23 protein-coding genes and 1 tRNA gene are annotated in these 26,043 nt (G+C 60.4%); 11 read left to right on the top strand and 13 right to left on the bottom strand.

Annotated features, from left to right (window positions below; translation table 11 throughout):
• Positions 1-5: 5 nt before the first annotated feature.
• Entirely contained in the window at positions 6-1,685 is a 1,680-nt protein-coding gene (locus BSU04_RS27275; protein WP_089163483.1) for a nitrite/sulfite reductase, read from the bottom strand.
• A gap of 219 nt (positions 1,686-1,904) precedes the next feature.
• Here BSU04_RS27275 and BSU04_RS27270 point away from each other — a divergent pair, with 219 nt between their 5' ends.
• From BSU04_RS27270 to BSU04_RS27250, 4 genes are all read left to right on the top strand, one after another.
• Positions 1,905-2,846 (top strand): CysB family HTH-type transcriptional regulator, encoded by a 942-nt coding sequence (locus tag BSU04_RS27270; protein ID WP_031359892.1) that lies wholly within the window; start codon positions 1,905-1,907, stop codon positions 2,844-2,846.
• 132 nt (positions 2,847-2,978) lie between these two features.
• Complete coding sequence (locus BSU04_RS27265; protein WP_089163482.1) at positions 2,979-4,139, top strand: ABC transporter substrate-binding protein; 1,161 nt, start codon at positions 2,979-2,981, stop codon at positions 4,137-4,139.
• A 136-nt stretch (positions 4,140-4,275) separates the two neighbouring features.
• Positions 4,276-4,360, top strand: a tRNA-Leu gene (locus BSU04_RS27260).
• A gap of 373 nt (positions 4,361-4,733) precedes the next feature.
• On the top strand, positions 4,734-6,374 hold the full coding sequence (locus tag BSU04_RS27250) for an NYN domain-containing protein (RefSeq protein WP_089163480.1): 1,641 nt from the start codon (positions 4,734-4,736) through the stop codon (positions 6,372-6,374).
• Between the two features lie 185 nt (positions 6,375-6,559).
• Here the strand turns inward: BSU04_RS27250 and BSU04_RS27245 are convergent, their stop codons facing one another.
• Genes BSU04_RS27245 through BSU04_RS27235 form a run of 3 tightly spaced genes read right to left on the bottom strand, consistent with a single transcriptional unit; the run spans position 6,560 to position 9,585 of the window.
• On the bottom strand, positions 6,560-6,868 hold the full coding sequence (locus BSU04_RS27245) for an AtuA-related protein (RefSeq protein WP_089163479.1): 309 nt from the start codon (positions 6,866-6,868) through the stop codon (positions 6,560-6,562).
• A gap of 1 nt (position 6,869) precedes the next feature.
• On the bottom strand, positions 6,870-8,240 hold the full coding sequence (locus tag BSU04_RS27240; protein ID WP_089163478.1) for an acyclic terpene utilization AtuA family protein: 1,371 nt from the start codon (positions 8,238-8,240) through the stop codon (positions 6,870-6,872).
• A 28-nt stretch (positions 8,241-8,268) separates the two neighbouring features.
• A complete protein-coding gene (locus BSU04_RS27235) occupies positions 8,269-9,585 on the bottom strand; it encodes a CitMHS family transporter (RefSeq protein ID WP_089163477.1) in 1,317 nt (438 codons plus the stop codon).
• A 122-nt stretch (positions 9,586-9,707) separates the two neighbouring features.
• On the opposite strand from BSU04_RS27235, the gene BSU04_RS27230 reads away from it, so the two are divergent.
• Positions 9,708-10,607, top strand: coding sequence for a LysR family transcriptional regulator (locus BSU04_RS27230; RefSeq protein ID WP_089163476.1), 900 nt, complete (start codon positions 9,708-9,710; stop codon positions 10,605-10,607).
• A gap of 217 nt (positions 10,608-10,824) precedes the next feature.
• Here the strand turns inward: BSU04_RS27230 and BSU04_RS27225 are convergent, their stop codons facing one another.
• Together BSU04_RS27225 and poxB are read right to left on the bottom strand one after the other, a co-directional pair.
• Complete coding sequence (locus BSU04_RS27225; protein WP_089163538.1) at positions 10,825-11,118, bottom strand: hypothetical protein; 294 nt, start codon at positions 11,116-11,118, stop codon at positions 10,825-10,827.
• 86 nt (positions 11,119-11,204) lie between these two features.
• Entirely contained in the window at positions 11,205-12,926 is a 1,722-nt protein-coding gene (poxB, locus tag BSU04_RS27220) for a ubiquinone-dependent pyruvate dehydrogenase (RefSeq protein WP_089163475.1), read from the bottom strand.
• Between the two features lie 314 nt (positions 12,927-13,240).
• On the opposite strand from poxB, the gene BSU04_RS27215 reads away from it, so the two are divergent.
• The 3 genes from BSU04_RS27215 to BSU04_RS46655 all read left to right on the top strand — a co-directional run bounded on the left by BSU04_RS27215 (position 13,241) and on the right by BSU04_RS46655 (position 15,276).
• A complete protein-coding gene (locus tag BSU04_RS27215) occupies positions 13,241-13,954 on the top strand; it encodes a pseudouridine synthase (RefSeq protein WP_089163474.1) in 714 nt (237 codons plus the stop codon).
• A 144-nt stretch (positions 13,955-14,098) separates the two neighbouring features.
• On the top strand, positions 14,099-14,977 hold the full coding sequence (locus tag BSU04_RS27210; protein ID WP_089163473.1) for an alpha/beta hydrolase: 879 nt from the start codon (positions 14,099-14,101) through the stop codon (positions 14,975-14,977).
• Between the two features lie 122 nt (positions 14,978-15,099).
• Positions 15,100-15,276, top strand: a complete 177-nt coding sequence (locus BSU04_RS46655) for a hypothetical protein (protein WP_031359874.1) — start codon at positions 15,100-15,102, stop codon at positions 15,274-15,276.
• Here the strand turns inward: BSU04_RS46655 and BSU04_RS27205 are convergent.
• Positions 15,242-16,378 carry an NAD-dependent epimerase/dehydratase family protein gene (locus BSU04_RS27205; RefSeq protein ID WP_089163537.1) on the bottom strand — a complete coding sequence of 379 codons (1,137 nt, stop codon included), beginning with the start codon at positions 16,376-16,378 and terminating at the stop codon, positions 15,242-15,244. The genes BSU04_RS46655 and BSU04_RS27205 overlap by 35 nt on opposite strands.
• A gap of 59 nt (positions 16,379-16,437) precedes the next feature.
• Here BSU04_RS27205 and BSU04_RS27200 point away from each other — a divergent pair, with 59 nt between their 5' ends.
• From BSU04_RS27200 to BSU04_RS27190, 3 genes are all read left to right on the top strand, one after another.
• Positions 16,438-17,469, top strand: coding sequence for a CDP-6-deoxy-delta-3,4-glucoseen reductase (locus BSU04_RS27200; RefSeq protein WP_089163472.1), 1,032 nt, complete (start codon positions 16,438-16,440; stop codon positions 17,467-17,469).
• 297 nt (positions 17,470-17,766) lie between these two features.
• Positions 17,767-18,951: an acetylornithine transaminase gene (locus BSU04_RS27195; RefSeq protein WP_089163471.1), complete on the top strand. Its 1,185-nt coding sequence runs from the start codon at positions 17,767-17,769 to the stop codon at positions 18,949-18,951.
• The gene (locus tag BSU04_RS27190; RefSeq protein WP_089163470.1) at positions 18,948-19,370 is read left to right on the top strand and encodes a GNAT family acetyltransferase; all 423 of its coding nucleotides are present in this window, start codon (positions 18,948-18,950) and stop codon (positions 19,368-19,370) included. Before BSU04_RS27195 ends, BSU04_RS27190 begins: the two co-directional genes overlap by 4 nt.
• 64 nt (positions 19,371-19,434) lie before the next feature.
• Here BSU04_RS27190 and BSU04_RS27185 read toward each other — a convergent pair whose 3' ends face one another.
• From BSU04_RS27185 to ispH, 6 genes are all read right to left on the bottom strand, one after another.
• Positions 19,435-20,139, bottom strand: coding sequence for an ABC transporter ATP-binding protein (locus BSU04_RS27185; protein WP_089163536.1), 705 nt, complete (start codon positions 20,137-20,139; stop codon positions 19,435-19,437).
• Positions 20,140-20,183: 44 nt separating this feature from the next.
• Positions 20,184-20,960, bottom strand: a complete 777-nt coding sequence (locus tag BSU04_RS27180) for an ABC transporter ATP-binding protein (protein ID WP_089163469.1) — start codon at positions 20,958-20,960, stop codon at positions 20,184-20,186.
• Positions 20,961-20,986: 26 nt separating this feature from the next.
• Complete coding sequence (locus BSU04_RS27175) at positions 20,987-22,156, bottom strand: ABC transporter permease subunit (RefSeq protein ID WP_089163468.1); 1,170 nt, start codon at positions 22,154-22,156, stop codon at positions 20,987-20,989.
• Between the two features lie 15 nt (positions 22,157-22,171).
• Entirely contained in the window at positions 22,172-23,122 is a 951-nt protein-coding gene (locus BSU04_RS27170) for a branched-chain amino acid ABC transporter permease (RefSeq protein WP_089163467.1), read from the bottom strand.
• Between the two features lie 185 nt (positions 23,123-23,307).
• Complete coding sequence (locus tag BSU04_RS27165) at positions 23,308-24,591, bottom strand: branched-chain amino acid ABC transporter substrate-binding protein (protein WP_089163466.1); 1,284 nt, start codon at positions 24,589-24,591, stop codon at positions 23,308-23,310.
• A gap of 495 nt (positions 24,592-25,086) precedes the next feature.
• Positions 25,087-26,043 carry a 4-hydroxy-3-methylbut-2-enyl diphosphate reductase gene (gene ispH / locus BSU04_RS27155; RefSeq protein ID WP_089163464.1) on the bottom strand — a complete coding sequence of 319 codons (957 nt, stop codon included), beginning with the start codon at positions 26,041-26,043 and terminating at the stop codon, positions 25,087-25,089.

The raw sequence follows: 26,043 nt of genomic DNA, 5'->3' as shown, positions 1-26,043 counted from the left end.
GCAGATCAGGCATGCGCCGGCTGGCGCGACGCATACACGCGTTCCTTGAACGGTGCGATGCCGATACGGCCATACGTCTCGATGAAACGCTCGCCTTCAATGCGGTTCTCGACGAACGTATCGATCACTTGCGACACCACGTCGGGCATCTCTTCCGCCGAGAACGACGGGCCGATCACGCGGCCAAGATGCGCGCCCGTTGCGCCCGAGCTTTGCTCGCCGCCAAGCGTGACCTGATACCACTCCGAGCCGTCTTTATCGACACCCAGCACACCGATGTTGCCGATGTGATGATGACCGCACGCGTTGATACAACCCGAGATGTTGAGCGTCAGGTCGCCAAGGTCGTACACATAATCGAGATCGCTGAAACGCTCTTGAATAGCTTGCGCAATCGGGATCGACTTCGCATTCGCGAGCGAACAGAAATCGCCGCCCGGGCAAGCAATGATGTCAGTCAGCAAACCAATATTCGATGTCGCGAAACCCAGCGCCTTCGCGCGTTCCCACACCGTGAACAGATCGCGCTTCTTCACGTTCGCGAGGATCAGGTTCTGCTCGTGCGAGACGCGGATTTCACCGAACGAGAATTCATCGGCGAGATCGGCTACTGCTTCCATCTGTGTGTCCGTTGCATCGCCCGGCGCAATGCCGGTTGGCTTCAGCGACAACGTCACCGATGCATAACCCGGCACCTTGTGCGGACGCACGTTGCGTTCGATCCAGCGCGCGAACGGCTTGCTGTCGATGAGATGTTTTTCATACGATGCATCTGTATCCGGCAACTTTTCATACGCGGGCGGTGCGAAGAACTGCGACACGCGCTCGAGCTCTTCCTGCGTGAGCGTGGAAGGACCGTCCTTCAAATGCGCCCACTCCTCTTCCACTTGCTGCGCGAACTTCGCGGGGCTCAGCGCCTTCACGAGAATCTTGATCCGCGCCTTATACATATTGTCGCGACGGCCGTAGCGGTTATAGACACGCAACACGGCTTCGCAGTACGTCAACAGATGCTGCCAGGGCAGATCTTCCTTGATGATCGCGCCGACGATCGGCGTACGACCCAGGCCGCCGCCCGCGAGAATGCTCGCGACCACTTCACCGGCAGCGTTCTTCTTCAGATACACGCCCAGATCGTGCACTTGCACGGCTGCGCGATCTTCCACCGAACCGTTCACCGCGATCTTGAACTTGCGCGGCAGCCACGCGAACTCGGGGTGAAAAGTCGACCATTGCCGCAGGATTTCGGCCCACGGACGCGGGTCGACGATTTCATCGGGCGCCACGCCGGCGAATTGATCGGCGGTGATATTGCGGATGCAATTGCCTGATGTTTGAATGCCATGCATTTGCACCGATGCCAGCTTGCGCAAAATCTCCGGCGTTTCTTCGAGTTGGATCCAGTTGAACTGGATGTTGGTACGCGTAGAAAAGTGGCCGTAGCCGCGGTCGTGCTCACGCGCGATGGTGCCGAGCATGCGCATCTGGTCGCTGCGCAAGTTGCCATACGGAATCGCGATGCGGTGCATGTAAGCGTGGCGCTGCAAATACAGACCGTTCTGCAGGCGCAGCGGCCGGAATTCTTCTTCGCTCAACTCGTCCGACAAACGACGGCGCACTTGGTCGCTGTATTGAGCGACGCGTTCGTCGACGATTTTCTGGTCGATCTGATCGTATTGATACATTCGGGGGCCCCAGTTTTAGTAGTTCCGTCAGTACGGCGTCCTAGCCACGCCGCACGTCGCTATCAGTAGAGTCGTTGCCTGGAACGCCGTTCGGACAAAGCGTTCATTTGCTTATGACAAATACAGATATCGATATTGGAAAAATTGGCTCGATAGTAATAAACTTCCTATATATTGCAAACGACTGATAAATTACTTTGATATGCCGGTGGGTTATATATGAATCTGCACCAGTTCCGCTTCGTGCGCGAGGCCGTCCGCCAGAACTACAACCTCACCGAAGCCGCGAAAGCGCTGTTCACGTCGCAGCCGGGGGTATCGAAAGCGATCATCGAACTGGAGGATGAACTCGGGGTCGAGATCTTCACGCGTCACGGCAAGCGGGTTCGTTCGCTGACGGAGCCGGGGCGAATTATCCTGGCATCGGTGGAAAAAATCTTGCAGGAGGTGGAGAGCCTGAAGCGTGTTGGTAAAGATTACGCGGCGCAGGATCAGGGCAATCTCGTGATCGCCGCCACGCATACGCAGGCGCGTTATTCGCTGCCGAATGCCATCGCAGAGTTCAAGAAGCGTTTTCCGAAGGTACACCTTTCGATTCTGCAAGGCAGCCCGACGCAGGTCGCCGAAATGGTCATACACGATCAGGCGGATATCGCCATCGCGACGGAAGCGATTGCCAACTATAAGGAACTGGTGTCGCTGCCCTGCTTTCAGTGGCACCACGTGGCCGTGGTGCAGCCGGATCATCCGCTGCTCGAGCGCAAGCTGCTGACCCTCGACGACCTGGCGCAATACCCGATCATCACCTACGACAACGCGTTCGCCGGCCGCTCGAAAATAAATCAGGCGTTCGCGCTGCGCCACCTGACGCCCGATATCGTGCTGGAAGCCATCGACGCCGACGTGATCAAGACTTACGTCGAGCTGGGTCTGGGCGTGGGCATTCTCGCGGATATCGCGTTCAACCCCGAACGCGACAAACATCTTCGCGCGATGCCTGTTGGCCATCTGTTCGGCACGAACGTCACGCGGCTTGCTTTGAAACAAGGCGCGTATTTACGCAGTTATGTGTACACGCTGGTCGAACTGCTCTCACCTTCCATGAACCGCAAGCTGATCGAGCAGGCGCTGTCGGGCGAGCACGAAACCTACGAGCTTTGATTAACCGGGTTCGAGTACCTACGAACGACGTACGACGCGGCCGATGATCGCGTCGAAACTCGTGCCGCGAGATTTTTGTCAGCCCCACACTTCAGCATTTTCAAACCACACCTCTTCGCGGAGACCATCCAAATGAAGTTGTCGAAGTTCATGCGCCCGGCGCTGATGTTCAGCGCGCTCGCGTTTTTCAGTGCAGCGGCTAGCGCGCAACTGAAAGTCGGTATCGATTTGTCGAGCACGGGTCCGGCGGCCGCCATCGGCATCACCAGCAAGAACGCCATGCTGATGTGGCCGAAGACGATTGCGGGTCAACAAGCGGAATACATCATCCTCGACGATGGCTCCGATCCGGGCGCGGCCGTGCGCAATATCCGCAAGCTGATTACAGAAGACAAGGTCGATGTGATCGTCGGACCGAACATCACGCCGGCGGCGCTCGCGGCGCTCGATCCGGTGGCCGAATACCAGACGCCAATGATCACGCTGATCGGCTCGGCATCGGTGGTCGAGCCCCAGGAGGGCAAGAAGGTGTGGGCGTTCAAGATGGCCCAGACCGACCGTGCAATGGCCGACGTGATGACCCGCACGATGGTCAACCGGAACGTGAAGACGGTCGGTTTCATCGGTTTCGCCGATAGTTACGGCGATAGCTGGTTCAACGAGTTTTCGAAGTTCGCCGAGTTGCGGCATATCAAGGTGGTCGCAAGCGAACGCTTCAATCGCACCGACGCGAGCGTGACCGGGCAGATCCTTAAGCTGATGTCCGCGAAACCCGATGCGGTGCTGATTGCCGGCGCGGGCACGCCGACGGTGTTGCCGGAACGCACACTGATCGAGCGCGGTTATAAAGGTGCGATTTATCAGACGCACGGCATTGCGACGCCGGAGTTCATCAAGCTCGGCGGCAAGGACGTGGAAGGCACGTTGTTCCCGACCCAGCCGGTGGTGGTCGCGCGGACATTGCCCTCTGACCATCCGTCGAAGAAAGCGGCGCTGGCTTTCGTCGATGCTTACGAGGCGAAATACGGCAAGGGTTCGGTCACGCAGTTTGCCGGCGATGCGGCGGGGGTCTATCCGCGGTTGGAGGATGCCGTCGGCCGCGCGTTGAAGGCCGGGCAGCCTGGCACGGTGGCATTTCGGGTGGCATTGCGCTCGGAGCTGGAGCACGCGCATGAACTGGTTGTGCCTAACGGCGTGGTCAACACCAGCGCCACCGATCACGTCGGGTTGGATCAGCGGGCAAGCGTGATGGGCATCATCAAGAATGGCCAGTTCACATATTTGAGCCAGTGAATGGATCAGCGAGCGCGGTTGTCTGTCATGCGTGCTCAAGGGCTTGCCCGCGGAAACGATTTTCGGCATAATCGCTGACTTGCCGGTTGGTGTCGGATTTCTTCCGTCTCCAAGTCGGCTGGTTCAAATGCTGTTTGCCCGGGTGGTGAAATTGGTAGACGCAGGGGACTCAAAATCCCCCGCCGCAAGGCGTGCCGGTTCGATTCCGGCCCCGGGCACCATTTCCGAAAAGCCGTTTCTGCGTATGCAGAGACGGCTTTTTCGCATTTGGGCCGCGATGGATCAACGACCGGAGAAGGCCGCGGACAGACGTGAGAACCCGGATTCCCCTGGCGAGGGTTCGCCGGCGCAGGTCGACAGCATCCAATTAAGCTGGTCGGTGACGAAGAAACCAGGCGCCGCCAACCCGGACATTCCGTTGATCAGACCATGTCTATTCCTCGATATGCTCGTGGCACGGCTTGCGACCTCAAGGCTCTGACTGGACTCTTCCCGCCACGATTATTTCTCTCTCTCAAACCCCACCGCACAAACAGATATCATGTGCGCTCGTTAATACTGCCGTGCACACCCGGCATTCCTGCTGGAGTTTCTATGGCCTCATCCCCTGATAGCGTCAGCATGGCGTTGTTTTGCGACTTCGAAAACGTCGCTCTCGGCGTGCGCGACGCGAAGTACGAGAAGTTTGACATCATGCCGGTGCTCGAACGGCTGCTGCTCAAAGGCAGCATCGTCGTCAAGAAGGCCTATTGCGACTGGGATCGCTACAAAGGTTTTAAAGCCGCCATGCACGAAGCGAGTTTCGAGCTGATCGAAATTCCGCACGTGCGTCAGTCGGGCAAGAATTCAGCGGACATCCGGCTCGTCGTCGACGCGCTCGATCTCTGCTACACGAAATCTCACGTCGATACGTTCGTCATCATCAGCGGTGACTCGGACTTCTCGCCGCTCGTGTCGAAGTTGCGCGAGAACGCGAAGAAAGTGATCGGCGTAGGCGTCAAGAACTCGACGTCCGACCTGCTCGTCGCGAATTGCGATGAATTTATTTTCTACGATGACCTCGTGCGCGAGCAGCAACGCAGCATCGCGAAACGTGAAGCGCGCGAGGCCCGTGAAGCACGCGACGCACGGGATGCGAGCGCTGCCGCATCGTCGGCGAAGCGCTCACCGGATGACGAGCGCCAGCCGAAGCAGGAAATTGAAGCACGCAAGGCCAAGGCCATTGCGATTGCGGTGGAAACGTTCGATGACCTCGCCTCCGAGCGCGGCGAGAGCGGCAAGATATGGGCCTCGGTTCTCAAGAGCGCGATCAAGCGGCGCAAGCCCGATTTCAACGAGTCGTACTACGGCTTTCGCGCGTTCGGCAATCTGCTGGAGGAAGCGCAGGCGCGCGGTCTGCTCGAGGTGGGACGGGACGAAAAGTCGGGTTCATTTGTTTTTCGCACACAGTCAGTGGCCGCGACGGAGCCCGTAAGGGACATCGAGCCGCCCGCCGTGCCGAAGGAAAATCGGCAAGCGGGGAATGCGGGTGGCTCGAGTGGCTCGGGTAACGACCGGAATCGGAGGAAAGGCCGCAACCCGCGCCCGCAGGTTTCCGAACCGCTCTTCGATGAACAGCGCGACGCGCAACCGGCAACGCCTTCAGACGCTCACTCCGAATCGCGTGACGAGCATGATCGCAGAGACGGACCGAACCCACGATCGCAGGTTGCGGAACCGCTCTTCGACGAACCGCAAACCACGCAGCAACCTGAGGCGCAAGTGGAAGCGCGACCGAGACAGGGCCGCGACCGCAATCGTCGAAACAATCGGAACCCAAGGCCGCAGGTTCACGAACCGCTGTTCGATACAGCACAGGAACAGCCACCCGAAGCTCGTGCGCAAATGCACGCGCAAGCCGCCGACGAGCGACCATTCTTCACGCTACCGATCAAGGCTAAGGAAGAATTCGTGTTCGTGGAACGCACGGAAGAAACACCTGTGCAACCTAGCGAAGTAAATGAAGCGCCGTCACCTAAGCCCGGCGTGGCGCGACGTGGACGTCAAGCAGCGGCGAAGAAAGTCGTGGCAAAGACGCAGCCGGAAGCGCCAATTGAGAGCGCCGCTGCAGCCAACTCTGTCGAGAGCACGGACAAGCCCGCGGCCAAGAAAACCGCAGCGAAAAAGACGCCGCGTAAAACGGCTCCCGGCAGCCGGCGTCCTCGAAAAACAGCGGCCGCAACGAGCGAAGAGTGAACGGTTGAAGACGGGGCATCGCCGTGACGTGGTGGTCATGGCGATGCCGGTTTGTCGGAAATTGCTTGCGGTTAAATGACCGGAACGCCCTGGTGACAGCCAGGGTGTTGAGACACGACATAGAGCCTTCGGCTCGCTACAGCCGGTCTCATTCGACTCCGCGCTCAACTTAACGACTCCACGCCTCAAGGCTCGGGAATCTCCAGATCCATCAGCGCCGAGCTCAGCGATTTCCCGTGCGCATCGAGCGCGAGTGATCGCGTCACGCCGCCACCGAGCGCGCGTCCGAGCACAAAATTCATCGCCAATATCCCCGGCAATTCGAAGCGTGTCACATCGCCTTTCACGACATCGCTTAAGTGCGCCTTCACCCGCTCCGGCGTCACATGCGCGAGCAAATGATCGTAATGGCGCGCGTCATAACAGATCACCGATACATTCAGCGTATTGCCTTTATCGCCAGTTCGGGAATGAGCAAGCAGACGTAGTTTCATCTCAAGCCTCCACCATTTCAAACGATGGCCGCACGAGTTCTCGCGGCAGCAAAACCGACTGCACCGCGATCACTTCACGAGCAGTCTTCGTCACCCCGCCGCCGCCCGCAGGACCATTTGTATAAAGCGTCTCGACTTCATTGCCGACACGGACCGCCTGCTCCATCGAATCAGTACGGCCAGCGACACGCACACGAACCTCATACGGTTGCGCGTTACGTTCACCCAGCGTCGCGCCATGCAATGAATCGATACCGATCAGATCGAAGCGCAGTTCGCTCGTCGCAACGCCGGTTATCTCGAGCCGTTCACGCACAATCTCAAGCGCCAGTTTCGCCCGCGCGAGCGCGCCCGGACCGCCATACGAAATCTGCCCCTCGCCGATAAACCCATCCACGTAAGCCACGGTCACCTTCAACGTCCCGGTCCGCGATGTCCCACGGCCGCCGCTCACCCGTACCCGATCCGGCGCCTCTTCCACCACGCGAACCTGCGTGAAGTCGGCGACTACATCGGGCTGCAGATATCGGCAAGGATCGTGGATCTCGTACAACAGTTGCTCCTTGCACGTGGCCTCCGTCACACGGCCGCCAGCGTGCGCGACCTTGGTGATCGTGACGGCGCCATCGGCGTCGACCTCGCCTATCGGAAAACCGAGGCGCGCGAGCATCGGTACGTCCTTGAAACCGGGATCGGCAAAATACCCCCCCGTGATCTGCCCAGCGCATTCGAGCAGATGCCCTACCACCGTCGCCTGTCCGAGCGTGTCCCAATCGTCCATCGCCCAGCCGAACGCATGGATCAGCGGTGCCGTGAACAACGACGGATCGGCCGCGCGGCCAGTGAGCACGATATCGGCGCCGGTCTGCAACGCATCGACAATCGGCTCCGCACCCAGATACGCGTTCGCCGAAACGAGCCTGCTTTCGTAGTCGGCGACACTGTCACCCGACTCCTCGAATCGATACGTCCCTTGCCTCACGACATCGAGTACATCGTCGCCACTGACGGCCGCGATTTTCAGCCCGCGCAAACCGAGCTCGCGCGCAACCGATGCCGTCTTGCGCGCCGCCGCCAGCGGATTCGCTGCGCCCATGTTCGAGATGATCCTCACACCGTTACGCACGGCGGCCGGCAACACGGCGCGCATCCTGGCTTCGAGCAACGGGTCGTAACCCAGCTCCGGATTCGCTCGCCGCGTTTGTTGTGCAAGTGCGATGGTTCGCTCTGCCAGGCACTCGAACACGAGATAGTCGAGCGCTCCTTGTTCGGCCAGTTCGACCGCGGGCTCGATGCGATCGCCCGAGTAACCCGCGCCCGCGCCGATCCGCACGCGGGAAGCTTGGGTCACAGCATTGAGTGCAGCAGTCATACCCATTCCTTACGTTAAAAGAACGCGCTCAAAGAGGAAAAATACCCAGCACGACACACGCGATCGTCATCACGATCGATGCGCCGAACAACAGCGGAAACGTGAATTTCTGATGATCGGCGAGATCGATACCGGTCAGCCCGACGACCAGGAACGTCGCGGGCGTGAGCGGGCTCACCGGGAACCCCGTGGTCATCTGGCCAAGCAATGCTGCCTGGCCGACATGCACCGCAGGCACGCCAAGCTGCCCCGCGACTTCCGCGATCACAGGCAACACGCCGAAGTAGAACGAGTCGGGATCGAAGAGCATGCTGAGCGGCATCGACAAGAAACCGAGTGCGACCGGGATGTGCGTTGCCATCGAAGGCGGCACAAAACCGACGGCGGCTTGCGCCATCGCCTTGAGCATGCCGCTGCCTTGCATCACGCCCGTGAACACGCCGGCTGCGAGCAGGATGCCTGCCATCATCAGCGCGGCGCGTGCGTGAGCATCAATGCGCTGGCGCTGCATATCCACGTTCGGATAGTTGACGAGCAACGCGACGCACAGCCCGAGCATGAACATGATCGCCGGCGGAATCTTCTCGCCCATCACCACCATCGTGCCGAGCACCACCAGCGTCAGCAAGATGTTGAACCAAAAATTTCCTGGTCGACGCAGCGCCCTCTGTTCGTCGGTGAGTTCGCGCGCTGGCACGTGTCCCGGCATGGGGATCGCGCCATCGGCAGCCGTGTATCCCAGCCGTTTCTCTTCGCGCCGACCGAGCCACCACGCCATGCCGAATACAAATACAAGGCCCACGATCTGCACCGGAATCAAAGGATTAAATAACGCCGATATAGGCAGATGCAGCGACGCCGACGCGCGGATCATCGGCCCGGTCCATGGCAGGAAATTGATCCCTGCCGCCATCGACGCTGCCGCAGCCAGCACGCGCCGATCCATCTTGAGACGGTCGTAGAGCGGCAGCATCGCGGGAATGGTCACGAGAAAACACACGGCGCCCGAGCCATCGAGGTGGATCAGCAGCGCGAGCAGCGTCGTGCCCATCACAATGCGCGTCGGCCGCGTGCCTACCGTACGCAAGATGCGGTCGATGATCGGATCGAGCGTGCCGGCGTCTGTGATCGTGCCGAAGTACAGGATCGCGAAGACGAACATGCCGACGACGGGCGCAAGGCTCTTCAGGCCGTCGATGACAAACTTGCTGGTCTGCAAGCCGAAGCCGCCGATCAGCGATGCCGCTATCGGCACGATGATCAGCGCCACCAGCGGCGACATCCGTTTTGAAAGGATCGCCGCGAGCAGGACGACGATAGTGGCGAGGCCAAGTAAAGGCAGCAAGGTTTGTCTCCGATCTTTTTAATCGATTGTTTTATGTGTCAACCAAGCGTAGTTTCGGAACGTCGATAAAACAATTGAAATGATTTGATGGCAGCAATCACGTTTCGTAATAGACAGGAACCATGGACCTGAATCTCCGCGATATCCGCGCGTTCATCGCCGTGGCCCAGGCGGGCAATTTCACGCGCGCCGCCGTGCGGCTGCATCTGTCGCAGCCCGCGTTGACCGTGCAGATCCGGCGCCTCGAAGAAACGCTCGGCGCGCGGCTGTTCGACCGCAATAGCCGCAGCGTTGCGTTGACGCCGGTCGGTCGGGATTTGCTGCCGGTCCTGCAAAAATCGCTTGGCGACATGGAGCAGGTTCTCCACGACGCCCGCGCGCTCAGCGACGGTTCCGCCGGTACGGTGCGGCTCGCGTGCCTGCCGTCATTCGCCGCGAGCTTGCTGCCTGACCTGATCCAGGATTTCAGACGCGAGTTGCCGCACGTGTCGTTTCAAATCCGCGATGTGGTCGCGAGCGTCGTCAATACGTTGGTGCGTAACGAGGATGTGGATGTGGGCCTGACCGGCGGCGACATCACCGATGCCTCGCTGGAAGTGCTGCACGCGGGTGAGGACCGGCTGTGCGTGGTGTGCCCGGACGGGCATCCGTTGATGGCTGGCAAGCGGATCGGGCTGGAGGAGATCGTCCGCTATCCGCTGGTATTGACGGCTGCGGGAACGAGCGTGCGGGCAGTGGTGGACGCCGCGTTCGAGCGCGCCGGCTGCGCACCCGTGCCCACCTGCGAGCCGATCTACATGATGACGGCCGTGGCCATGGTTCGCGCCGGGCTCGGCGTGACCATCCTGCCCCGCTCAGCGCGCGAAGTGCGCGCGGAACCGGCACTGGTGGCGCGGGTTATTGATGAACCGGGTTTCGTGCGGCCCATTGCACTCGTGAAGAAGCGCGGACGCACGCTGCCACCCGTGACGGAAGCGTTTGTCGATGTAATCGTCAAAGGGTTCGGACAGCGCCCGGAATAAAGGCGCGGCTATCGATTCAACGCGTGTAAGCAAACAGCGCCAGCGCGGCTCACGGCTTGGTGGACTGCGTGCGGCAATGCGTGCGCGGTCAAATGGTATGAAATTACCGGCGTTGTTCGCGCCACCTCAAAAACAATACGGCGGCAAGCTTACGCGTGCCGCCGTATGTAGCGCGTGAGACAAACTGTCCCGAGCGCCTTGTTCCAGGCCTTGCCGCTTACTGCGGTTGGCCCTTGTCGTTGGTACCCATGGCCGAAGCAGCTGCAGCAGCCGATGCGCCCTTCAGGTGCGATGCCTTGTCTTGCTGATGCAACGTCGTACCGCCCACACCGGATGCTGCTTTCTTATGCTTGAAGTGCGGCAAATGCGGCTTGGGTTCCTTCGGGCTAACCGCGGGCTTGCTTTCGTCCGTTTTGGAACCACCACCGCCGCCGGCACCCTGTGCCATTGCCGCGCCTGCGAACGCGAATGCGAGCGCACCAACCATTGCAATTTGCGAGAACTTCGTCATTGCTAAATCTCCCTGGAGTTGTGAATCGATTGCAGCACCGCATTGTTGTTCGAAATGCATGGAATTTCAACGAATTCAGAATATTCCTAGCGAAAATTGGTCTTGGCGAGCTCCACGATCTCGTCGCCGCGACCATTCAGGATTGCCCGCAGCATGTAGAGGCTGAAGCCTTTCGCCTGCGCCAATTCCACTTTCGGCGGCATCGCCAGTTCGTGCTTCGAGGTCACCACGTCCACGAGCGCCGGCCCGGGATAAGCGAAAGCCTTCTGCAGCGCCTCTGCGATATCTTCGGACTCCTCCACCCGGATGCTGAAAATGCCTGCACCCTGGGCAATGGCCGCGAAGTCCGTTTTGGCCAGATCGACGTTGGTATCGAGGTAACCAGCGGCCTTGAGCTCCATTGAAACGAAGCCGAGCAGACTGTTGTTATAAACCACCACTTTGATCGGCAGATTAAGTTGACGGGCGCTGAGCAAGTCGCCGAGCAGCATTGATAAACCGCCATCGCCCGAGAGCGAAATCACCTGCCGCCCCGGATTTGCGCCCTGCGCGCCGAGCGCCTGGGGCATCGCGTTTGCCATGGAGCCGTGGTTGAACGAGCCGTGAAGCTGGCGTTTGCCGTTCATCGTGAGATAACGCGCAGCCCAGACGGTCGGCGTGCCGACATCGGCGGTAAAAATGGCGTCTTCTGCGGCGGCTTCGTTAATGAGCTTGGTCAGATATTGCGGATGAATCGCCTTGCCTGGGCCTGACGGCGTGGCGAGTTCGTCGAGCCCCTTTCTGGCCGTTGCATAGTGCTGGCGGGCGGTATCGATGAACTTGCGCTCAGGCTTGCGCGTAAGCTTTGGCAGGACCGCCGCGACCGTCTCCTTGACCGTGCCGACCAGCCCAAGTGCGAGCGGCGCGCGAGCCCCGAGCTTCGAGCCGCGCCAGTCGACCTGGATGATCTTGGCGTCGGTGGGATAGAACGGCCGGTAGGGGAAATCGCAACCGAGCAGCAGCAGCGTGTCGCACGACATCATTGCGTGATAGCCGGAGCTGAAACCGATCAGCCCCGTCATCCCGACGTCATACGGGTTGTCCCATTCAATGAACTGCTTGCCGCGCATCGCGTGGACGACCGGTGCGCCCAGCATGTCCGCGAGCGCGACCACTTCGTCGTGCGCGCCCGCGGTGCCGCTGCCGCACATCAGTGTCACCGCGTCCGAGTCGTTCAGCAAGGCCGCGAGCCGGTCGATATCGATGTCCGACGGCAGGATGGTCGACGGCCCCGTCGCCGACCAGCCCGGCTTTTCCGCGGGCGCGTCGCTCAACGCGACATCACCGGGTAGCACGATCACCGCGACGCCGCGCTCTTCGATCGCTGTGCGCATCGCGCGGGCGAGCACACGGGGAAATTGCGCGGCGCTCGACACGAGCTCCACGTAATGGCTGCATTCCTTGAACAGCGCGGTCGGATGGGTCTCCTGGAAGTAGCCCAGCCCGATCTCCGTGGACGGAATATGCGCGGCAATAGCCAGCACCGGCTGCTGGTTACGGTGGCAGTCATACAAGCCATTGATCAAGTGCAGGTTGCCCGGGCCGCAACTGCCGGCGCACACGGCAAGCTTGCCCGTCGATGCAGCGTCGGCGCCTGCCGCGAACGCGGCTACTTCCTCGTGGCGTGTGTGCATCCATCGAATGGAGCCGAGCTGCTCGAGGCTGTAGGCAAGCCCGTTCAGGCTGTCGCCAGTCACGCCCCAGATGCGTTGGACGCCTGCTGCCGCCAGCGTCCTGGCCAAAAATTCCGCAACCGTGTTTCTTGCCATGTCCTGCTCCTTGGGTGAAAAGAGGGATCGGAGTGGTCGATCGGATGCCGGCTTGTCAGCATCCTTTCGTCGTACGCGTGAAACAGCTCAAACAGGCTCAAAACGAAAAGCATAAACGTGATGCGGGGAATCAATTATGAAAAGACCTTAATCGAGCTGCTTTACGAATGGCCGACGACCTATGCAGGCGGTGGTCGAGTGAGGGTGCAAGGAACCCGCGCCGCGCTCGTTCAGGCAGTCGTCGCAAGGGATCGAAGCACGCCGGTTGCTAGAATGTCCGTCCCTTCTTCCTGCCTGAGCCAAGAACCGCCCTGATGGATCTCGAACGCATTCTCTTCACACAGGGTTTCGGCTCGCGCCGACAATGCCGCGCGCTTATAGCCGATGGCCGCGTATCCATTGCGGGATCACCATGGACCAATGCCGCAATCGACATCGCGTCCGACACGCTCGCTTCGTTCGAGTTTCAAGTCGATGGCATGACATGGCGGTACCGGGAAAAAGCGTATCTGGCGCTGAACAAGCCACCGGGCTACGAGTGCTCACGTGATCCGCAGCACCACCTGAGCGTCTTTCACCTGTTGCCGCCGCAGTTGGCGGAGCGCGGAGTGCAATGCGTGGGGCGTTTGGATCAGGACACGACCGGCCTTCTGCTGCTCTCTGACGACGGCGCGTTCGTGCATGCATTCACATCGCCGAAACGCAAGGTACCAAAGCGGTATCTGGCAACCACGCGCCATCCACTGGACGATGCTCAACTCTCGGCACTTCGCGACGGCGTCTTGCTGCATGGCGAATCGCAGCCCGTTGCAGCCGTTAGCGCCGAACAGCGCGACGAGCGGCAGCTCGAACTGTCGGTGCTCGAAGGCAAGTATCACCAGGTGAAGCGGATGGTCGCAGCGGCGGGGAACCGCGTGGAGAAGTTGCATCGGGAGCGTATTGGCGGATTTGCTCTACCCGATGAGCTGGCCGAAGGCCAATGGCGGTGGCTCGACGATGCAGACCTCGCCATGCTCCGGAAAAGCTGACGCGCTTCGTGTGTCATATTCGTGCGACAGCACGCTGAGTCAACATCGCGGCGGGTTTAACGTCTCCATCAGGCCAACCCGGCGCGCTGCATCCATCCGGGTGCTTCAAGCGTAGAAGTGGCATCTCCCTGCTGTTCGACATTTATGCCCACACACAAAAAACGCCGCATCGTGACATTCGGTCTTGCCAGTCTTGGCGCTGCAGCGCTCGCCGCCTGTAGTCCCGTCAAACTTTTGAACGCCGCCATCCCCTCGAGTGGTTACAGGAAAACGTCGGATATCGCGTACGGAAGCGATCGGCGGCAGGTACTCGATGTCTACGTGCCCGCCGCCGCCAGCCCTGAGCCGCGCCCGGTAGTCGTCTTTTTCTACGGCGGAAGCTGGCAGAACGGCGATCGCGGCAATTATCTGTTTGTCGCGCAAGCGTTGACGTCGCGTGGCTACGTGGCTGTGCTGCCGGACTACCGCACGTATCCGGAAACGGCGTTTCCTGGTTTTGTCAATGACGCGGCGGCCGCCACGCGCTGGACCCGCGATCATGCGCATGAATTCGGCGGCGATCCGTCCCGGCTTTTTGTAATGGGCCATTCAGCAGGCGCTCACCTGGCCGCGCTGATCGCGACCGATCCGCGTTATCTCGCTTCGCAATCGATGTCGAAAGCCGACTTGCGCGGGGTAATCGGCCTCGCCGGACCTTACGATTTCCTGCCGATCGTGGACCGCACGCTGCTCGACGTCTTTCCGGCGGCCACGCGCGCCGAAAGCCAGCCGATCAACTACGTCACCGGCCACGAGCCGCCCATGTTCCTCGCAGCCGGCACCGACGACACCGTCGTCGATCCCGGCAACACGGACCGTCTGGCGGCCATGCTGCGCAAACATGGCGACTCGGTGGAAGTCAGACATTACGATGGCTTCAGCCATATCCGCATTGTTTCGGCGCTCGCGTTGCCGTTGCGGGGACGCTCGACCGTGCTCGCCGATGTAGCGGCTTTCATCGACTCGCGTTCAAGCGGAACGTGACCGGCGCCGAGGCAATTCAATAGGTGTTAACACAGCACGCTGGCGCCGCACTGCAGCATGCCTTTCTTACGACGGAAATCTATACTCCTTACACGACTATTAAAAGAAGCAGGAGGGCCACCATGGCCGCTCACATGACCATTGCAATGATTGCGTTCGTGGCGATCAGCGTGTTGTTTATCGTCGGATTGCTGGTGACGATGCATCTGCGCCATCGCTATCAACCCAACCTGATCGGCGCGCTGATCGGGGCCTTGCTGTGCTTCATTCTGCTGGAGACGCTACCGGTACTGATGTGACGGCCGGATGAACGCTCGCCTGGCGCAAGAAGTCGTCGATGCTCGGATAACGTAACGCGTAGCGCATTTCGTCTCGCAGCCGGGAATTCTGCAGACGTCGCGATTCGCGCATGAACGAGAGCATCATCGGCTCGAGTTGCGCCTCGGCTTGCTCGCGCGAAACACGGGGAGCGCGCGGCAAACCGAACGCATCGGCTATCAGGTCGAAATAATCCCCCATGCGCAAGTCGCTGTCGTCCGATGCATGCACCACGCGCTGCGGCCGCGCCCGCCGGATCGCGAGCACGAGAATGGCAGCGAGATCGTCCGCGTGGATATGATTGGTGTAGACGTCGTCGGCCGGCGCGAGCGCCGGCGTCCCCTTGTGCAGGCGAGCGAGCGGCAGGCGGTTTCCGGCATAGATCCCGGGAATCCGCACAATCGATGCACTCAGCACGCCGCTGCGCGTGGCGCGCCGCAATTGCGTTTCCGCCGAAACGCGTCGTTTCGCGCGCGCGTTGTCCGGCCTGACCGGACGCGTCTCATCGATCCACGCCCCGCCGCAATCGCCGTAAACCCCGGACGTACTCGCATAAATCAGGCGGATCCGTGCCCGGCTCACGGCGGCGCTCAAGACCCGGTCGGGTACAATAGACGCTCTTTTTATGGCTTTGGCGTGCTTGCTGACGCTGATCCCGACGCCCATTCTGACGGCCGCTGGCATGCCGCTTTTGAAGGTCGCACGAAACCATCCGCGCCACGCTCGCTGACGGGCCACGGCGCTGGTCGCGGCGCGCGCAACGGACAGTCGCGGCGCACTCAAAGCGGCAATCAGCGCGCGGGTCCTGCTGTCGTCGTCGCCAGTTTTCTGGGGCGGCGCGAGATGCAGCACCGTGGATGCAAGACCGGCCAGCCGTCGCAGGCTGTGACGCTCGTCCAGGTTAGCAATCAACGGTGTTGTGCCGGCTGCGCGCAGTTCGGCCGCGCGCGCGGGTTGAGTTGAGAGTGCGATCACGTGAGGCGCGGCGGCGCGCTGGGCGAGAAGCGGCACGCAACGCAGGCCGACATCGCCGCAACCGGCAATCAGCACACGCGCGCGGCGTAGTTTTCGAGTGGCGATCATGCTGTCGATTGTAGCCGCGACGGCTTTTGCATTTGTTTCATCCAACTCATCCAGGATCTATGGCTTTCAACGTTACGCTCCGGCAAAGCGGCCGGCAGTTTCAGGTAGAACCCGACGAAGCGGTGCTGCTCGCCGCCTTGCGCCAGGGCATAGGGCTTCCCTACGGCTGCAAGAACGGAGCCTGTGGTTCATGCAAGGGCACGGTCGTCTCTGGCGAAGTCGAGCAGGCGCCGCATTCATCGTCGGCTTTGTCCAACGACGAAAAAACCCGCGGCATGGCCCTGTTCTGCTGCGCGACGGCCAAGGGCGACCTGACGGTCGACATACGCGAAGTGGCGGGTGTAGGCGACATCCAGGTCAAGAAACTGCCCTGCCGCGTGAACGCGCTTGCGCGCAAAGCGGCCGACGTCATTGAACTGAAGCTGCAATTGCCGGCCAACGAACGGCTGCAATACCTCGCTGGCCAGTACATCGAATTCATCCTGAAAGACGGCAAGCGCCGCAGCTACTCAATGGCGAGCCCGCCGCACCACGAAGGCCCGATCGAGTTGCACGTTCGCCACATGCCTGGCGGCACCTTCACGGACCATGTCTTCGGCGCCATGAAAGAGCGCGACATCCTGCGCTTCGAAGGCCCGCTCGGCACGTTCTTCCTGCGTGAAGATTCAGAGAAGCCCATCGTGCTGCTCGCTTCCGGCACGGGCTTCGCGCCTATCAAGGCGATCATTGAACATGCTGTGTTCAAGAACCTGAACCGGCCCATGACGCTCTATTGGGGCGGCCGCCGCAAGCAAGACCTGTACATGATGGACATGGCTGAACAATGGGCGAAGGACGTGCCTAACTTCTCGTTCGTGCCGGTACTGTCAGAACCCGATGCGAGCGACGCCTGGACTGGCCGTACGGGCTTTGTTCATCGTGCTGTCATCGAAGATCTGCCAGACTTGAGCGCCTATCAGGTGTACGCCTGTGGCGCACCGGTGATGGTGGAATCCGCGCAGCGCGATTTCACGAGTCACCACCGCTTGCCGGAAGACGAGTTCTACGCCGATTCGTTCACCAGCGCGGCGGATCTCGCCAATCCGGTTTAAGCGCACTTTAGCTGGCAAGCGTGGCGGCTCGACAAAAAATCGGGCCGCCATGGTTTACACGCAGGAACTTCATATCGTATTCTTCGCGAATGCTCAAAATTTACGCCACTCTTCGACGTCGCCGCTCGCCGCTCCCCTAGGGATGCCGCTGGCTCGTCACGGATTGGCGCTTGAGTTTTCGAACCGGCGCACACTTCGCCACTATGAAGCCACGGAATTCCGTGGCTTTTTGCATTGTGGATTCGGTTTTTTATCTCGCCACTTTTTTTATTTGCTGTTTTTGTGGAGCCCGCCGTCATGAATTTCCAAGAGTACCCCGTCGAATCGCTGATGTTCATCACGAACCGTCCTGAGATCGTGTTCACCCACGGCAAGGGTTCCTGGCTCTACGACAACAACGAGAAGCGATACCTCGACTTCATCCAGGGCTGGGCGGTGAATAGTCTGGGTCATTGCAACGACGGCATGATCGAAGCCATGGACAAACAGGCTCGCACGCTGATTAACCCGTCGCCGGCGTTCTACAACGCGCCGATGGCGCAGCTCGCCGGTTTGCTGAGCGCCAATAGCTGCTTCGACAAAGTGTTCTTTGCCAACAGCGGCGCGGAAGCGAACGAAGGCGCGATCAAGCTCGCCCGCAAGTGGGGCAAGAAGTTCAAGGGCGGCGCGTACGAGATCATCACGTTCGACCACAGCTTCCACGGCCGGACCCTGGCAACCATGTCGGCCAGCGGCAAGCCCGGCTGGGACACCATCTATGCACCGCAAGTACCGGGCTTTCCGAAGGCTGAGCTGAACGACATCGCAACGGTGGAAAAACTCATCACCGATAAAACCGTCGGCGTGATGCTCGAGCCTATCCAGGGCGAAGGCGGCGTGATTCCGGCCACACGCGAGTTCATGCAGGCGTTGCGCGCGCTGACGAAGAAACACAACTTGCTGATGATCGTCGATGAAGTGCAAAGCGGTTGCGGCCGCGCCGGCACCTTGTTCGCTTATGAATTGTCGGACGTGGAGCCGGACATCATGACGCTCGGCAAGGGCATTGGCGGCGGCGTGCCGCTGGCCGCGCTGCTCTCGACCAAGGAAGTGGCGTGCTTCGAACCCGGTGACCAGGGCGGCACGTACAACGGCAATCCGCTGATGACGGCAGCAGGTTTTTCGGTGATTTCGCAGCTTACGGCGCCGGGCTTCCTCGAAGGCGTGCGTGAGCGTGGCGAGTATCTGAAGGCGCAGTTGCTGCAGCTTTCGGAAGAGCGCGGCTTTAACGGCGAACGTGGCGAAGGTTTGCTGCGCGCGTTGCTGCTCAATAACGACAACGGGCCGAAGATTGTCGAAATGGCGCGCGACATGGGACCGGATGGTTTGCTGCTGAACGCAGCGCGGCCGAACCTGCTGCGCTTCATGCCGGCGCTGAACGTGACGAAGGATGAGATCGACCAGATGATGTCGATGCTGCGGTCCGTGCTGGACGCGCTGTGATTATCCGGATCTTCGATGAGCGCGACACGCAGGCGGTGCTCGCGCTCTGGGCACAAGCGTTTCCGGAATACGCCACGCCTGGCAAACCGCAGCGCGACCCGCGTTTATCGATTCGAAACAAGCTCGCCATGCAGCCGGAGTTCTTCTTCGTCGGCTTGCTGGAAGAGCGTCTGATCGGAACGGTGATGGTGGGTTACGACGGACATCGCGGATGGATGTATTCGCTCGCGGTAGCCGAGGATGAACGCGGTAACGGTTATGCCCGCGCGCTGGTCGAACACGCGGAACGCGCGCTTGCTGCCATCGGATGTCCGAAGCTCAATTTGCAGATCATGGCGAACAAGCCTGAGACGCAGGCGTTTTACGCGAAGCTCGGTTATCAGATGGATGAAGTAGTCAGCTTCGGCAAGCGGCTCTGATAGCTCATTAAAAAAGCCGCATGCCCTTCAAAGGCATGCGGCTCGTTCATTCATCAATCTAAGATTATTCGCCCAAATAGGCCGCCCGGACCTTCGGATCATCCAGCATGGTCTTCGCGTCACCCGACATGGTGACCAAGCCCGAATCCATCACGTAACCACGATTCGCCGCCTGCAACGCCAGACGCGCGTTCTGCTCAACCAGCAGCACCGTCAGCCCTTCGCCCGAAATCTCACGCACCACCTCGAAGATCTTCTCGACCATGATCGGCGAGAGACCCATCGACGGTTCGTCGAGGAGCAACAGCTTCGGGCGCGACAACAGCGCACGCGCCATGGCCAGCATCTGCTGCTCACCGCCCGAGAGCGTGCCCGCATACTGCGACGCCCGCTCCTTCAGCCGCGGAAAGAAGCCGAACATGCGGTCGGTGTCCTTGTCGATTTCGTCCTTGTCGTTACGCAAGTACGCGCCCATCTGCATGTTTTCCAGAATCGACATGCGCGCAAAAATGCCCCGCCCTTCCGGCACCATCGCGAGGCCGCGCTTGAGCAATTCATGCGACGGCACACCCTTGATCGACTGGCCCATGTATTCAATATCGCCAGCCGAATACGCCTTCAGACCGGTGATGGCTTTCATCGTGGTCGTCTTGCCCGCGCCGTTCGCACCGATCAGCGTCACGAGTTCGCCTTGGCCGACTTCCAGGTCCACGCCCTTGACGGCGTGAATGCCGCCGTAGCTGACCTGCAGGCCCTTGATCTTCAACATTGCGCCGTTCGCGCCATTAGCGTTCGCACCATTCGTCGTAGCCATCAGTGAACCCCTGCCCCGAGATAAGCCTCAATCACCTTCGGATCCTTCTGCACGTCCTGCGGCAGACCCTCGGCGATCACCTTGCCGTAATCGAGCACCGTCATCCGGTTGCACAATCCCATCACCAGTTTCACATCGTGTTCGATCAAGAGGATCGTACGGCCGTCGCCGCGAATCTTGTCCAGCAGGCGCGTGAGTTCGACCTTCTCCGTCGCGTTCATGCCGGCGGCGGGTTCATCGAGCGCGAGCAACTTCGGATCGGTGGCAAGCGCACGCGCAATTTCCAGGCGGCGCTGGTGCCCGTACGACAGGTTGCGCGACGTGTAGTCCGCGTATTGCAGCACGCCCACGTACTCCAGCAGTTCCAGCGCGCGCTCCTTGATTTCCTTCTCTTCGCGACGCTCGGACGGCGTCTGCAACACCGCGCCGATCAGGCCGTGCTTCGTGCGCACGTGGCGTCCGACCATCACGTTCTCGAGCGCCGTCATGCCGCCGAACAGGCGAATGTTCTGGAAGGTACGCGCAATGCCCGCCTTCGCCACCTGATGCACGGCGGTCGGCGTGTACGGCGTACCGTCGAGCACGAACGTACCAGAGTCCGGCGTGTAGAGGCCCGTGATCACGTTGAAGAACGTGGTCTTGCCTGCGCCGTTCGGGCCGATCAGGCCGTAGATTTCGCCTTCCCTGATTTCCAGGCCAACTTCAGCCAGTGCCTGCAGGCCGCCGAAGCGCTTGTTCACGCCCTTCACGGACAGTCGAATGGGTTTATCGCTCATTGTTTTTTCTCCGCTCTCTCGGGGGCTCAAGCGCGCACCGGCTTCTTGCCAGCGCGCTTCGCGATCTTCGCGATCTTGTCTTCGTGTTTCGGAGATGGCCACAGGCCTTCCGAGCGGTACAGCATGATCAGCACCATCGCGAGACCGTAGAGCAACTGGCGGATGACTTCGGTGTCCACGATCTGATGACCGAAGACGAAGTTCTGCAGCGGACCCATGGTCGAGCGCAGGAATTCGGGGAACACGGCGAGCAGCACCGCGCCCAGGATCACGCCCGGAATGTGGCCCATGCCGCCGAGCACCACGCATGCCAGCACCACGATGGATTCCCAGAACGTGAACGATTCCGGCGAGACGAATCCCTGGAACGTACCGAACATCGCGCCCGACAAACCACCGAACGACGCACCCATCGCGAAGGCCAGCAGTTTCACGTTACGGGTGTTGATGCCCATCGCCTTGGCGGCGATTTCGTCTTCGCGGATCGCGGCCCACGCGCGGCCAATACGCGAATGCTGCAAGCGTATGCACACGAAGATCACGAACAGCGAACACAGCACGAACAGGTAGTAATAGTTGTAGACCGAGGGAAAGGTGAACCCGAACAACGAGTGCGTCTTCGATAAATCGAAACCAAACAGCGACACCGGATCAACCCCGGTAATCCCCTTCGGCCCGTTCGTGATGTTGACCGGACGATCCAGGTTGTTCATGAAGATCCGGACGATTTCCCCGAACCCCAAGGTCACGATAGCGAGATAGTCGCCGCGCAGACGCAGCGTCGGTGCTCCGAGCAACACACCGAAGGTGGCAGCCAGCCCCATCGCACACGGCACGATCACCCAGATCGGCGCGTGCAGTCCGCCGGGGAACAGATGCGCGATCCATTCGAATTGCGAAGTCAGTTGCGGCGAGGACAGCAACGCGGCCACGTAAGCGCCCACGGCGTAGAACGCGATGTAGCCCAAGTCCAGCAGGCCGGCAAAACCCACCACCACGTTAAGACCGAGTGCCAACATCACGTACAGCATCGCGAAGTCGAGCACGCGCACCCAGTAGTTGCCGCCGGCAGCGCCGATCAGCATGGGGGCGAGGACCACGAGCGCGGTCACCAGCACCGTGACGGCGTAGTTCTTCGCGGTCTTTCTTTCAGGGATGAGCGTGGTCGACGGCTCGATCGGTTGAATTGAAGTCATTCTTGTCTCTCCCTTTTAAGCGCGATCTGCGACACGTTCGCCGAGCAGGCCGGACGGACGGAACACCAGCACGATGATCAGCACGATGAAAGCGAACACGTCCTGGTAGTTACTGCCGAACACACCGCCGGTCAAATTGCCGATATACCCGGCACCAAGCTGTTCGATCAGGCCGAGCAGCACGCCGCCCACCATCGCGCCGCCCAGGTTGCCGATCCCCCCCAGCACCGCCGCCGTGAACGCCTTCAACCCGGGGATGAAGCCCATGTAGAAGTGCGCGTTGCCGTATTCGGAAGCGATCATCACGCCGGCGAGAGCCGCGAGCGCGGAGCCGATCATGAAGGTCGCCGAGATCACGAAATTAGGGTTGACCCCCATCAGGCTGGCGACACCCGGATTCTCGGCAATGGCGCGCATGGCGCGGCCGAGTTTCGTCTTGTGCACGAGCAGCAGCAGGCCACCCATCACAATGAACGCCACCACGATGATCACGATTTCCGTCATCGAAATGACGGCCCCCGGACGATCGGCTGTGGCCGTGATCACGTTGATCGGATCGGTCGGCAGCAGTTGCGGGAATGCCAGCGGATTGCGGCCCCAGATCATCATGGCCAGCGTCTGGAGAAGAATCGACACGCCGATAGCCGTAATCAGCGGAGCCAGACGCGGCGCTTTACGCAACGGCCGGTAAGCCACGCGTTCGATGGTGTAGCCGACCAACGCACAGACGACGGCGGCCACCAGTAGCGCGATGACCAGCACCAACGATAACGGCAAGCCCGGGAAGTGGTTCTGCATGACGCCAATGGCCGACAACGCGACCATTGCGCCGACCATCAGCACGTCCCCGTGTGCAAAGTTGATGATGCCGAGAATCCCGTACACCATCGTGTAACCCAACGCGATGATGGCGTAGACGCTGCCAAGCACCAGCCCGTTGATAATCTGCTGGATGAAGATATCCATTGAAGGCTCCTTAGCCCATGCGACTAGATTTACGCTTTATCGCTGGCCGATAAACCGAAGGGAAGAAAAAAACGCAACCGCACCGCGCGTACTTGAAAAAAAACTCTAAAACGTCCGAAAGTGACTACGAATCGAGGGGTTGTTCAACCGAATGTGCATTCGCCGCGCGGCGCCGCAACAGAGGGTTACGGCGTTATGACGTCAATGACGTTCTTCTTGTTATCCTTGAAATCGATTAGCGTGATTGCGCCCCCGCCTTTCAAATCGCCTTTGTCATCGAAGGCAATGTGCCCTGTCAGGCCATTGAAATCCGTCGATGCAATCGCGGCAAGCACCTTTGGCGCTTCAACCGAATTAGCCCGCTTCATGGCGTCGACAATCACATACACGGCGTCATAGGTGAACTGCGCGTAGCTTTGGAGCGGCAGATGGAAACGGGCTTCGTAGCGCTGCGCGAAATCGCCGCCCTTGTCCAGCTTCGACACGTCCACACCGAGTTCCGAGCACACCACGTTCGACGCTGCGTTGGCCGCGAGCGCGGCCATGTCGGCGGAACACATGCCATCACCGCCAAGAATCTTTGCCTTGATGCCCATTGCCGCTGCCTGCTTGGCAAACGGTCCGCCGGTCACGTCCATGCCGCCGAACATCACCGCGTCAGGCTGGACGCGCTTGATCTTGTTCAGTATTGCCTTGAAGTCCCGTGCTTTTTCGCTCGTGACTTCGTGCCCCGTGATGTGGCCGCCGCCTGCGACCACGGCCTTGGCAAACTCGTTCGCGAGACCCCGGCCGTAGAGCGTGGCGTCATCGACGACCACGATTTTCCGCGCGTGCAGCGTCTTGAGCGCGTAGGTTGCAAGCACCGGCCCCTGGCGCGCATCCGTCGGCACTACGCGAAACGTCGTTTTGTACCCTTGCTGGGTGTACGCAGGGTTGGTCGTTGCTCCCGAGATCTGCGCCACGTCCGCGTCGCTATAGATCTTCGATGCCGGAATCGACACCCCCGAATTCAAATGTCCGACGACCGCCACCACGTGGTCGGCCACCAGTAGCTGCGCCGCTGAAATACCCCTCTTGGGATCGGCTGCGTCGTCCTGCGTGTCCAGTTCGAGATGAATCGCGTGACCGTCGATAGTCAATCCCTGCGCGCTGATTTCCTCGATGGCCAACCGTGCGCCGTTTTCGTTGTCCAGCCCGAGATGGGCCAGCGGTCCGCTAAGCGGCGCGACATGGCCGATCTTGACCACGGTCGCATTGCTGGCCGATACGGGCGCGGAGGCCGCAGCCACCGAGGCCGCCGATGCCGGCACGGCCGGCGCACTTCCTGCCACACTCGCCGAGGCTGTTGCCGAGGCTTCCGGCACCGCCGATGCTCCCGCAGCCGGCTCGTTATCACTCTTTTTGCTGCACGCCGTTGCCATCGCAACCGCAGCCGCGATGGTCACGGCATAGGCAAACTTAATTCGCATTCAATAGGTCTCCGGCGCCTTGAAAAGCTGATGTTTCCAGCCCATCCGGCTTGGAACGCGCGCATTGTAACTCGGTTTTTGAGACGTGCAATATTGTTCAGCGACAGGGGTTTTCCTCCATTGCAACCCTCTATCCGGCCTCTGGTGGAGATCTTGGAGCAACCCGGTTGCGCCCTGCCTCGGTGCGCAAGTTGCACCATTGGCTGGCATCGTGGGTAAACACCGATGCGCTGCATTGCCTCGGTGACGCTGCGGATTCTCAGAAACGCACTTTCATGGTGCGAGTGCAAAATCAACCGGTCAATCCGGGCGTTCGCGTAGCGACCCTCGGGATGTGCTCGCCACCGCACGTTTGGGCTCAAGGTTTGAGCTCGACATTTTTCGCTGCGCGCAAATAAAAAGGCCGCGCCAACACGAGTTGGCGCGGCCTCTCAATACACTTTCGACTGTTGCCTCTCATTCAGAAACGAAGAACGACGTTTCTCGGATGGCGCGTCACCCCGGCAGCGTCAGTCCACGCGGCAGCGGAAACGAAACCGTCTCCTCTATCCCTTCCAGCGGGCGCACGTTTCGCACCCCCAGCTCCCGCAAGCGCGCGATCACGGCCTGTGCCAGCACTTCCGGCGCCGACGCGCCCGCCGTCACGCCGATGCGCTTTTTCCCCTCCACCCATTTCGGGTCGATCTGCGTGGGCGAATCCACCATATAAGCAGGGATGCCGCGCTTTTCAGCGACTTCGCGCAGCCGGCTTGAATTCGAGCTGTTAGGGCTTCCCACTACGATCACGACATCGCATTGAGGCGCAAGAAACTTAACCGCGTCCTGACGATTCTGCGTGGCGTAGCAAATATCCTGCTTCTTCGGCTCTTTCACCGACGGGTATTTCAACTTCAATGCACCGATGATCGCGGAGGCGTCGTCGACTGACAGCGTGGTTTGCGTCACGTAGGCAATTCGGTCGGGATCGGCGAGCGTGAGCGCTTCCACGTCCTCGATATCCTCCACCAGATGCATGCCCTCGCCGCTCTGCCCCATCGTGCCTTCCACTTCGGGATGGCCTTTGTGGCCGATCATCACGATATCGAAGCCCTCCTGGCGCATCTTCGCGACTTCCATATGCACCTTGGTCACCAGCGGGCAGGTGGCGTCGAACACGCGCAAGCCGCGGGTTTCCGCTTCCGAGCGCACTGCTTTCGACACGCCGTGCGCGCTGAAAATCAGCGTGCTGCCTTCAGGCGCATCCGCCAGGTCTTCTATGAACACCGCGCCTTTCTTGCGCAAATCCTCGACCACATAGGCGTTGTGCACGATCTCGTGGCGAACATAGATAGGCGCGCCGAACAGCGCGATGGCCCGCTCCACGATTTCGATTGCGCGATCGACGCCGGCGCAAAAGCCGCGTGGCTGGGCGAGAAGAATTTCGACATCGAGCAGGGTGTCAGTGGAGCTCAT

The organism is Caballeronia sordidicola (assembly GCF_002220365.1).
Lineage (GTDB): Bacteria > Pseudomonadota > Gammaproteobacteria > Burkholderiales > Burkholderiaceae > Caballeronia > Caballeronia sordidicola_C.
The sequence above is the reverse complement of the archived record's forward strand: the minus strand, read 5'-3'. Positions and strand labels throughout refer to the sequence as shown.

Excerpts from the sequence above, each read along its gene's own strand:
- ispH (WP_089163464.1), bottom strand. The coding sequence starts at position 26,043 with ATGAGCTCCACTGACACCCTGCTCGATGTCGAAATTCTTCTCGCCCAG.
- BSU04_RS27225 (WP_089163538.1), bottom strand. The coding sequence starts at position 11,118 with ATGACGAAGTTCTCGCAAATTGCAATGGTTGGTGCGCTCGCATTCGCG.
- BSU04_RS27180 (WP_089163469.1), bottom strand. The coding sequence starts at position 20,960 with ATGAGCGATAAACCCATTCGACTGTCCGTGAAGGGCGTGAACAAGCGC.
- BSU04_RS27275 (WP_089163483.1), bottom strand. The coding sequence starts at position 1,685 with ATGTATCAATACGATCAGATCGACCAGAAAATCGTCGACGAACGCGTC.
- BSU04_RS27195 (WP_089163471.1), top strand. The coding sequence starts at position 17,767 with ATGAATTTCCAAGAGTACCCCGTCGAATCGCTGATGTTCATCACGAAC.
- BSU04_RS46655 (WP_031359874.1), top strand. The coding sequence starts at position 15,100 with ATGGCCGCTCACATGACCATTGCAATGATTGCGTTCGTGGCGATCAGC.
- poxB (WP_089163475.1), bottom strand. The coding sequence starts at position 12,926 with ATGGCAAGAAACACGGTTGCGGAATTTTTGGCCAGGACGCTGGCGGCA.
- BSU04_RS27210 (WP_089163473.1), top strand. The coding sequence starts at position 14,099 with ATGCCCACACACAAAAAACGCCGCATCGTGACATTCGGTCTTGCCAGT.
- BSU04_RS27200 (WP_089163472.1), top strand. The coding sequence starts at position 16,438 with ATGGCTTTCAACGTTACGCTCCGGCAAAGCGGCCGGCAGTTTCAGGTA.
- BSU04_RS27165 (WP_089163466.1), bottom strand. The coding sequence starts at position 24,591 with ATGCGAATTAAGTTTGCCTATGCCGTGACCATCGCGGCTGCGGTTGCG.
- BSU04_RS27185 (WP_089163536.1), bottom strand. The coding sequence starts at position 20,139 with ATGTTGAAGATCAAGGGCCTGCAGGTCAGCTACGGCGGCATTCACGCC.
- BSU04_RS27170 (WP_089163467.1), bottom strand. The coding sequence starts at position 23,122 with ATGGATATCTTCATCCAGCAGATTATCAACGGGCTGGTGCTTGGCAGC.
- BSU04_RS27240 (WP_089163478.1), bottom strand. The coding sequence starts at position 8,240 with ATGACTGCTGCACTCAATGCTGTGACCCAAGCTTCCCGCGTGCGGATC.
- BSU04_RS27205 (WP_089163537.1), bottom strand. The coding sequence starts at position 16,378 with ATGATCGCCACTCGAAAACTACGCCGCGCGCGTGTGCTGATTGCCGGT.
- BSU04_RS27265 (WP_089163482.1), top strand. The coding sequence starts at position 2,979 with ATGAAGTTGTCGAAGTTCATGCGCCCGGCGCTGATGTTCAGCGCGCTC.
- BSU04_RS27245 (WP_089163479.1), bottom strand. The coding sequence starts at position 6,868 with ATGAAACTACGTCTGCTTGCTCATTCCCGAACTGGCGATAAAGGCAAT.
- BSU04_RS27230 (WP_089163476.1), top strand. The coding sequence starts at position 9,708 with ATGGACCTGAATCTCCGCGATATCCGCGCGTTCATCGCCGTGGCCCAG.
- BSU04_RS27250 (WP_089163480.1), top strand. The coding sequence starts at position 4,734 with ATGGCCTCATCCCCTGATAGCGTCAGCATGGCGTTGTTTTGCGACTTC.
- BSU04_RS27215 (WP_089163474.1), top strand. The coding sequence starts at position 13,241 with ATGGATCTCGAACGCATTCTCTTCACACAGGGTTTCGGCTCGCGCCGA.
- BSU04_RS27270 (WP_031359892.1), top strand. The coding sequence starts at position 1,905 with ATGAATCTGCACCAGTTCCGCTTCGTGCGCGAGGCCGTCCGCCAGAAC.
- BSU04_RS27175 (WP_089163468.1), bottom strand. The coding sequence starts at position 22,156 with ATGACTTCAATTCAACCGATCGAGCCGTCGACCACGCTCATCCCTGAA.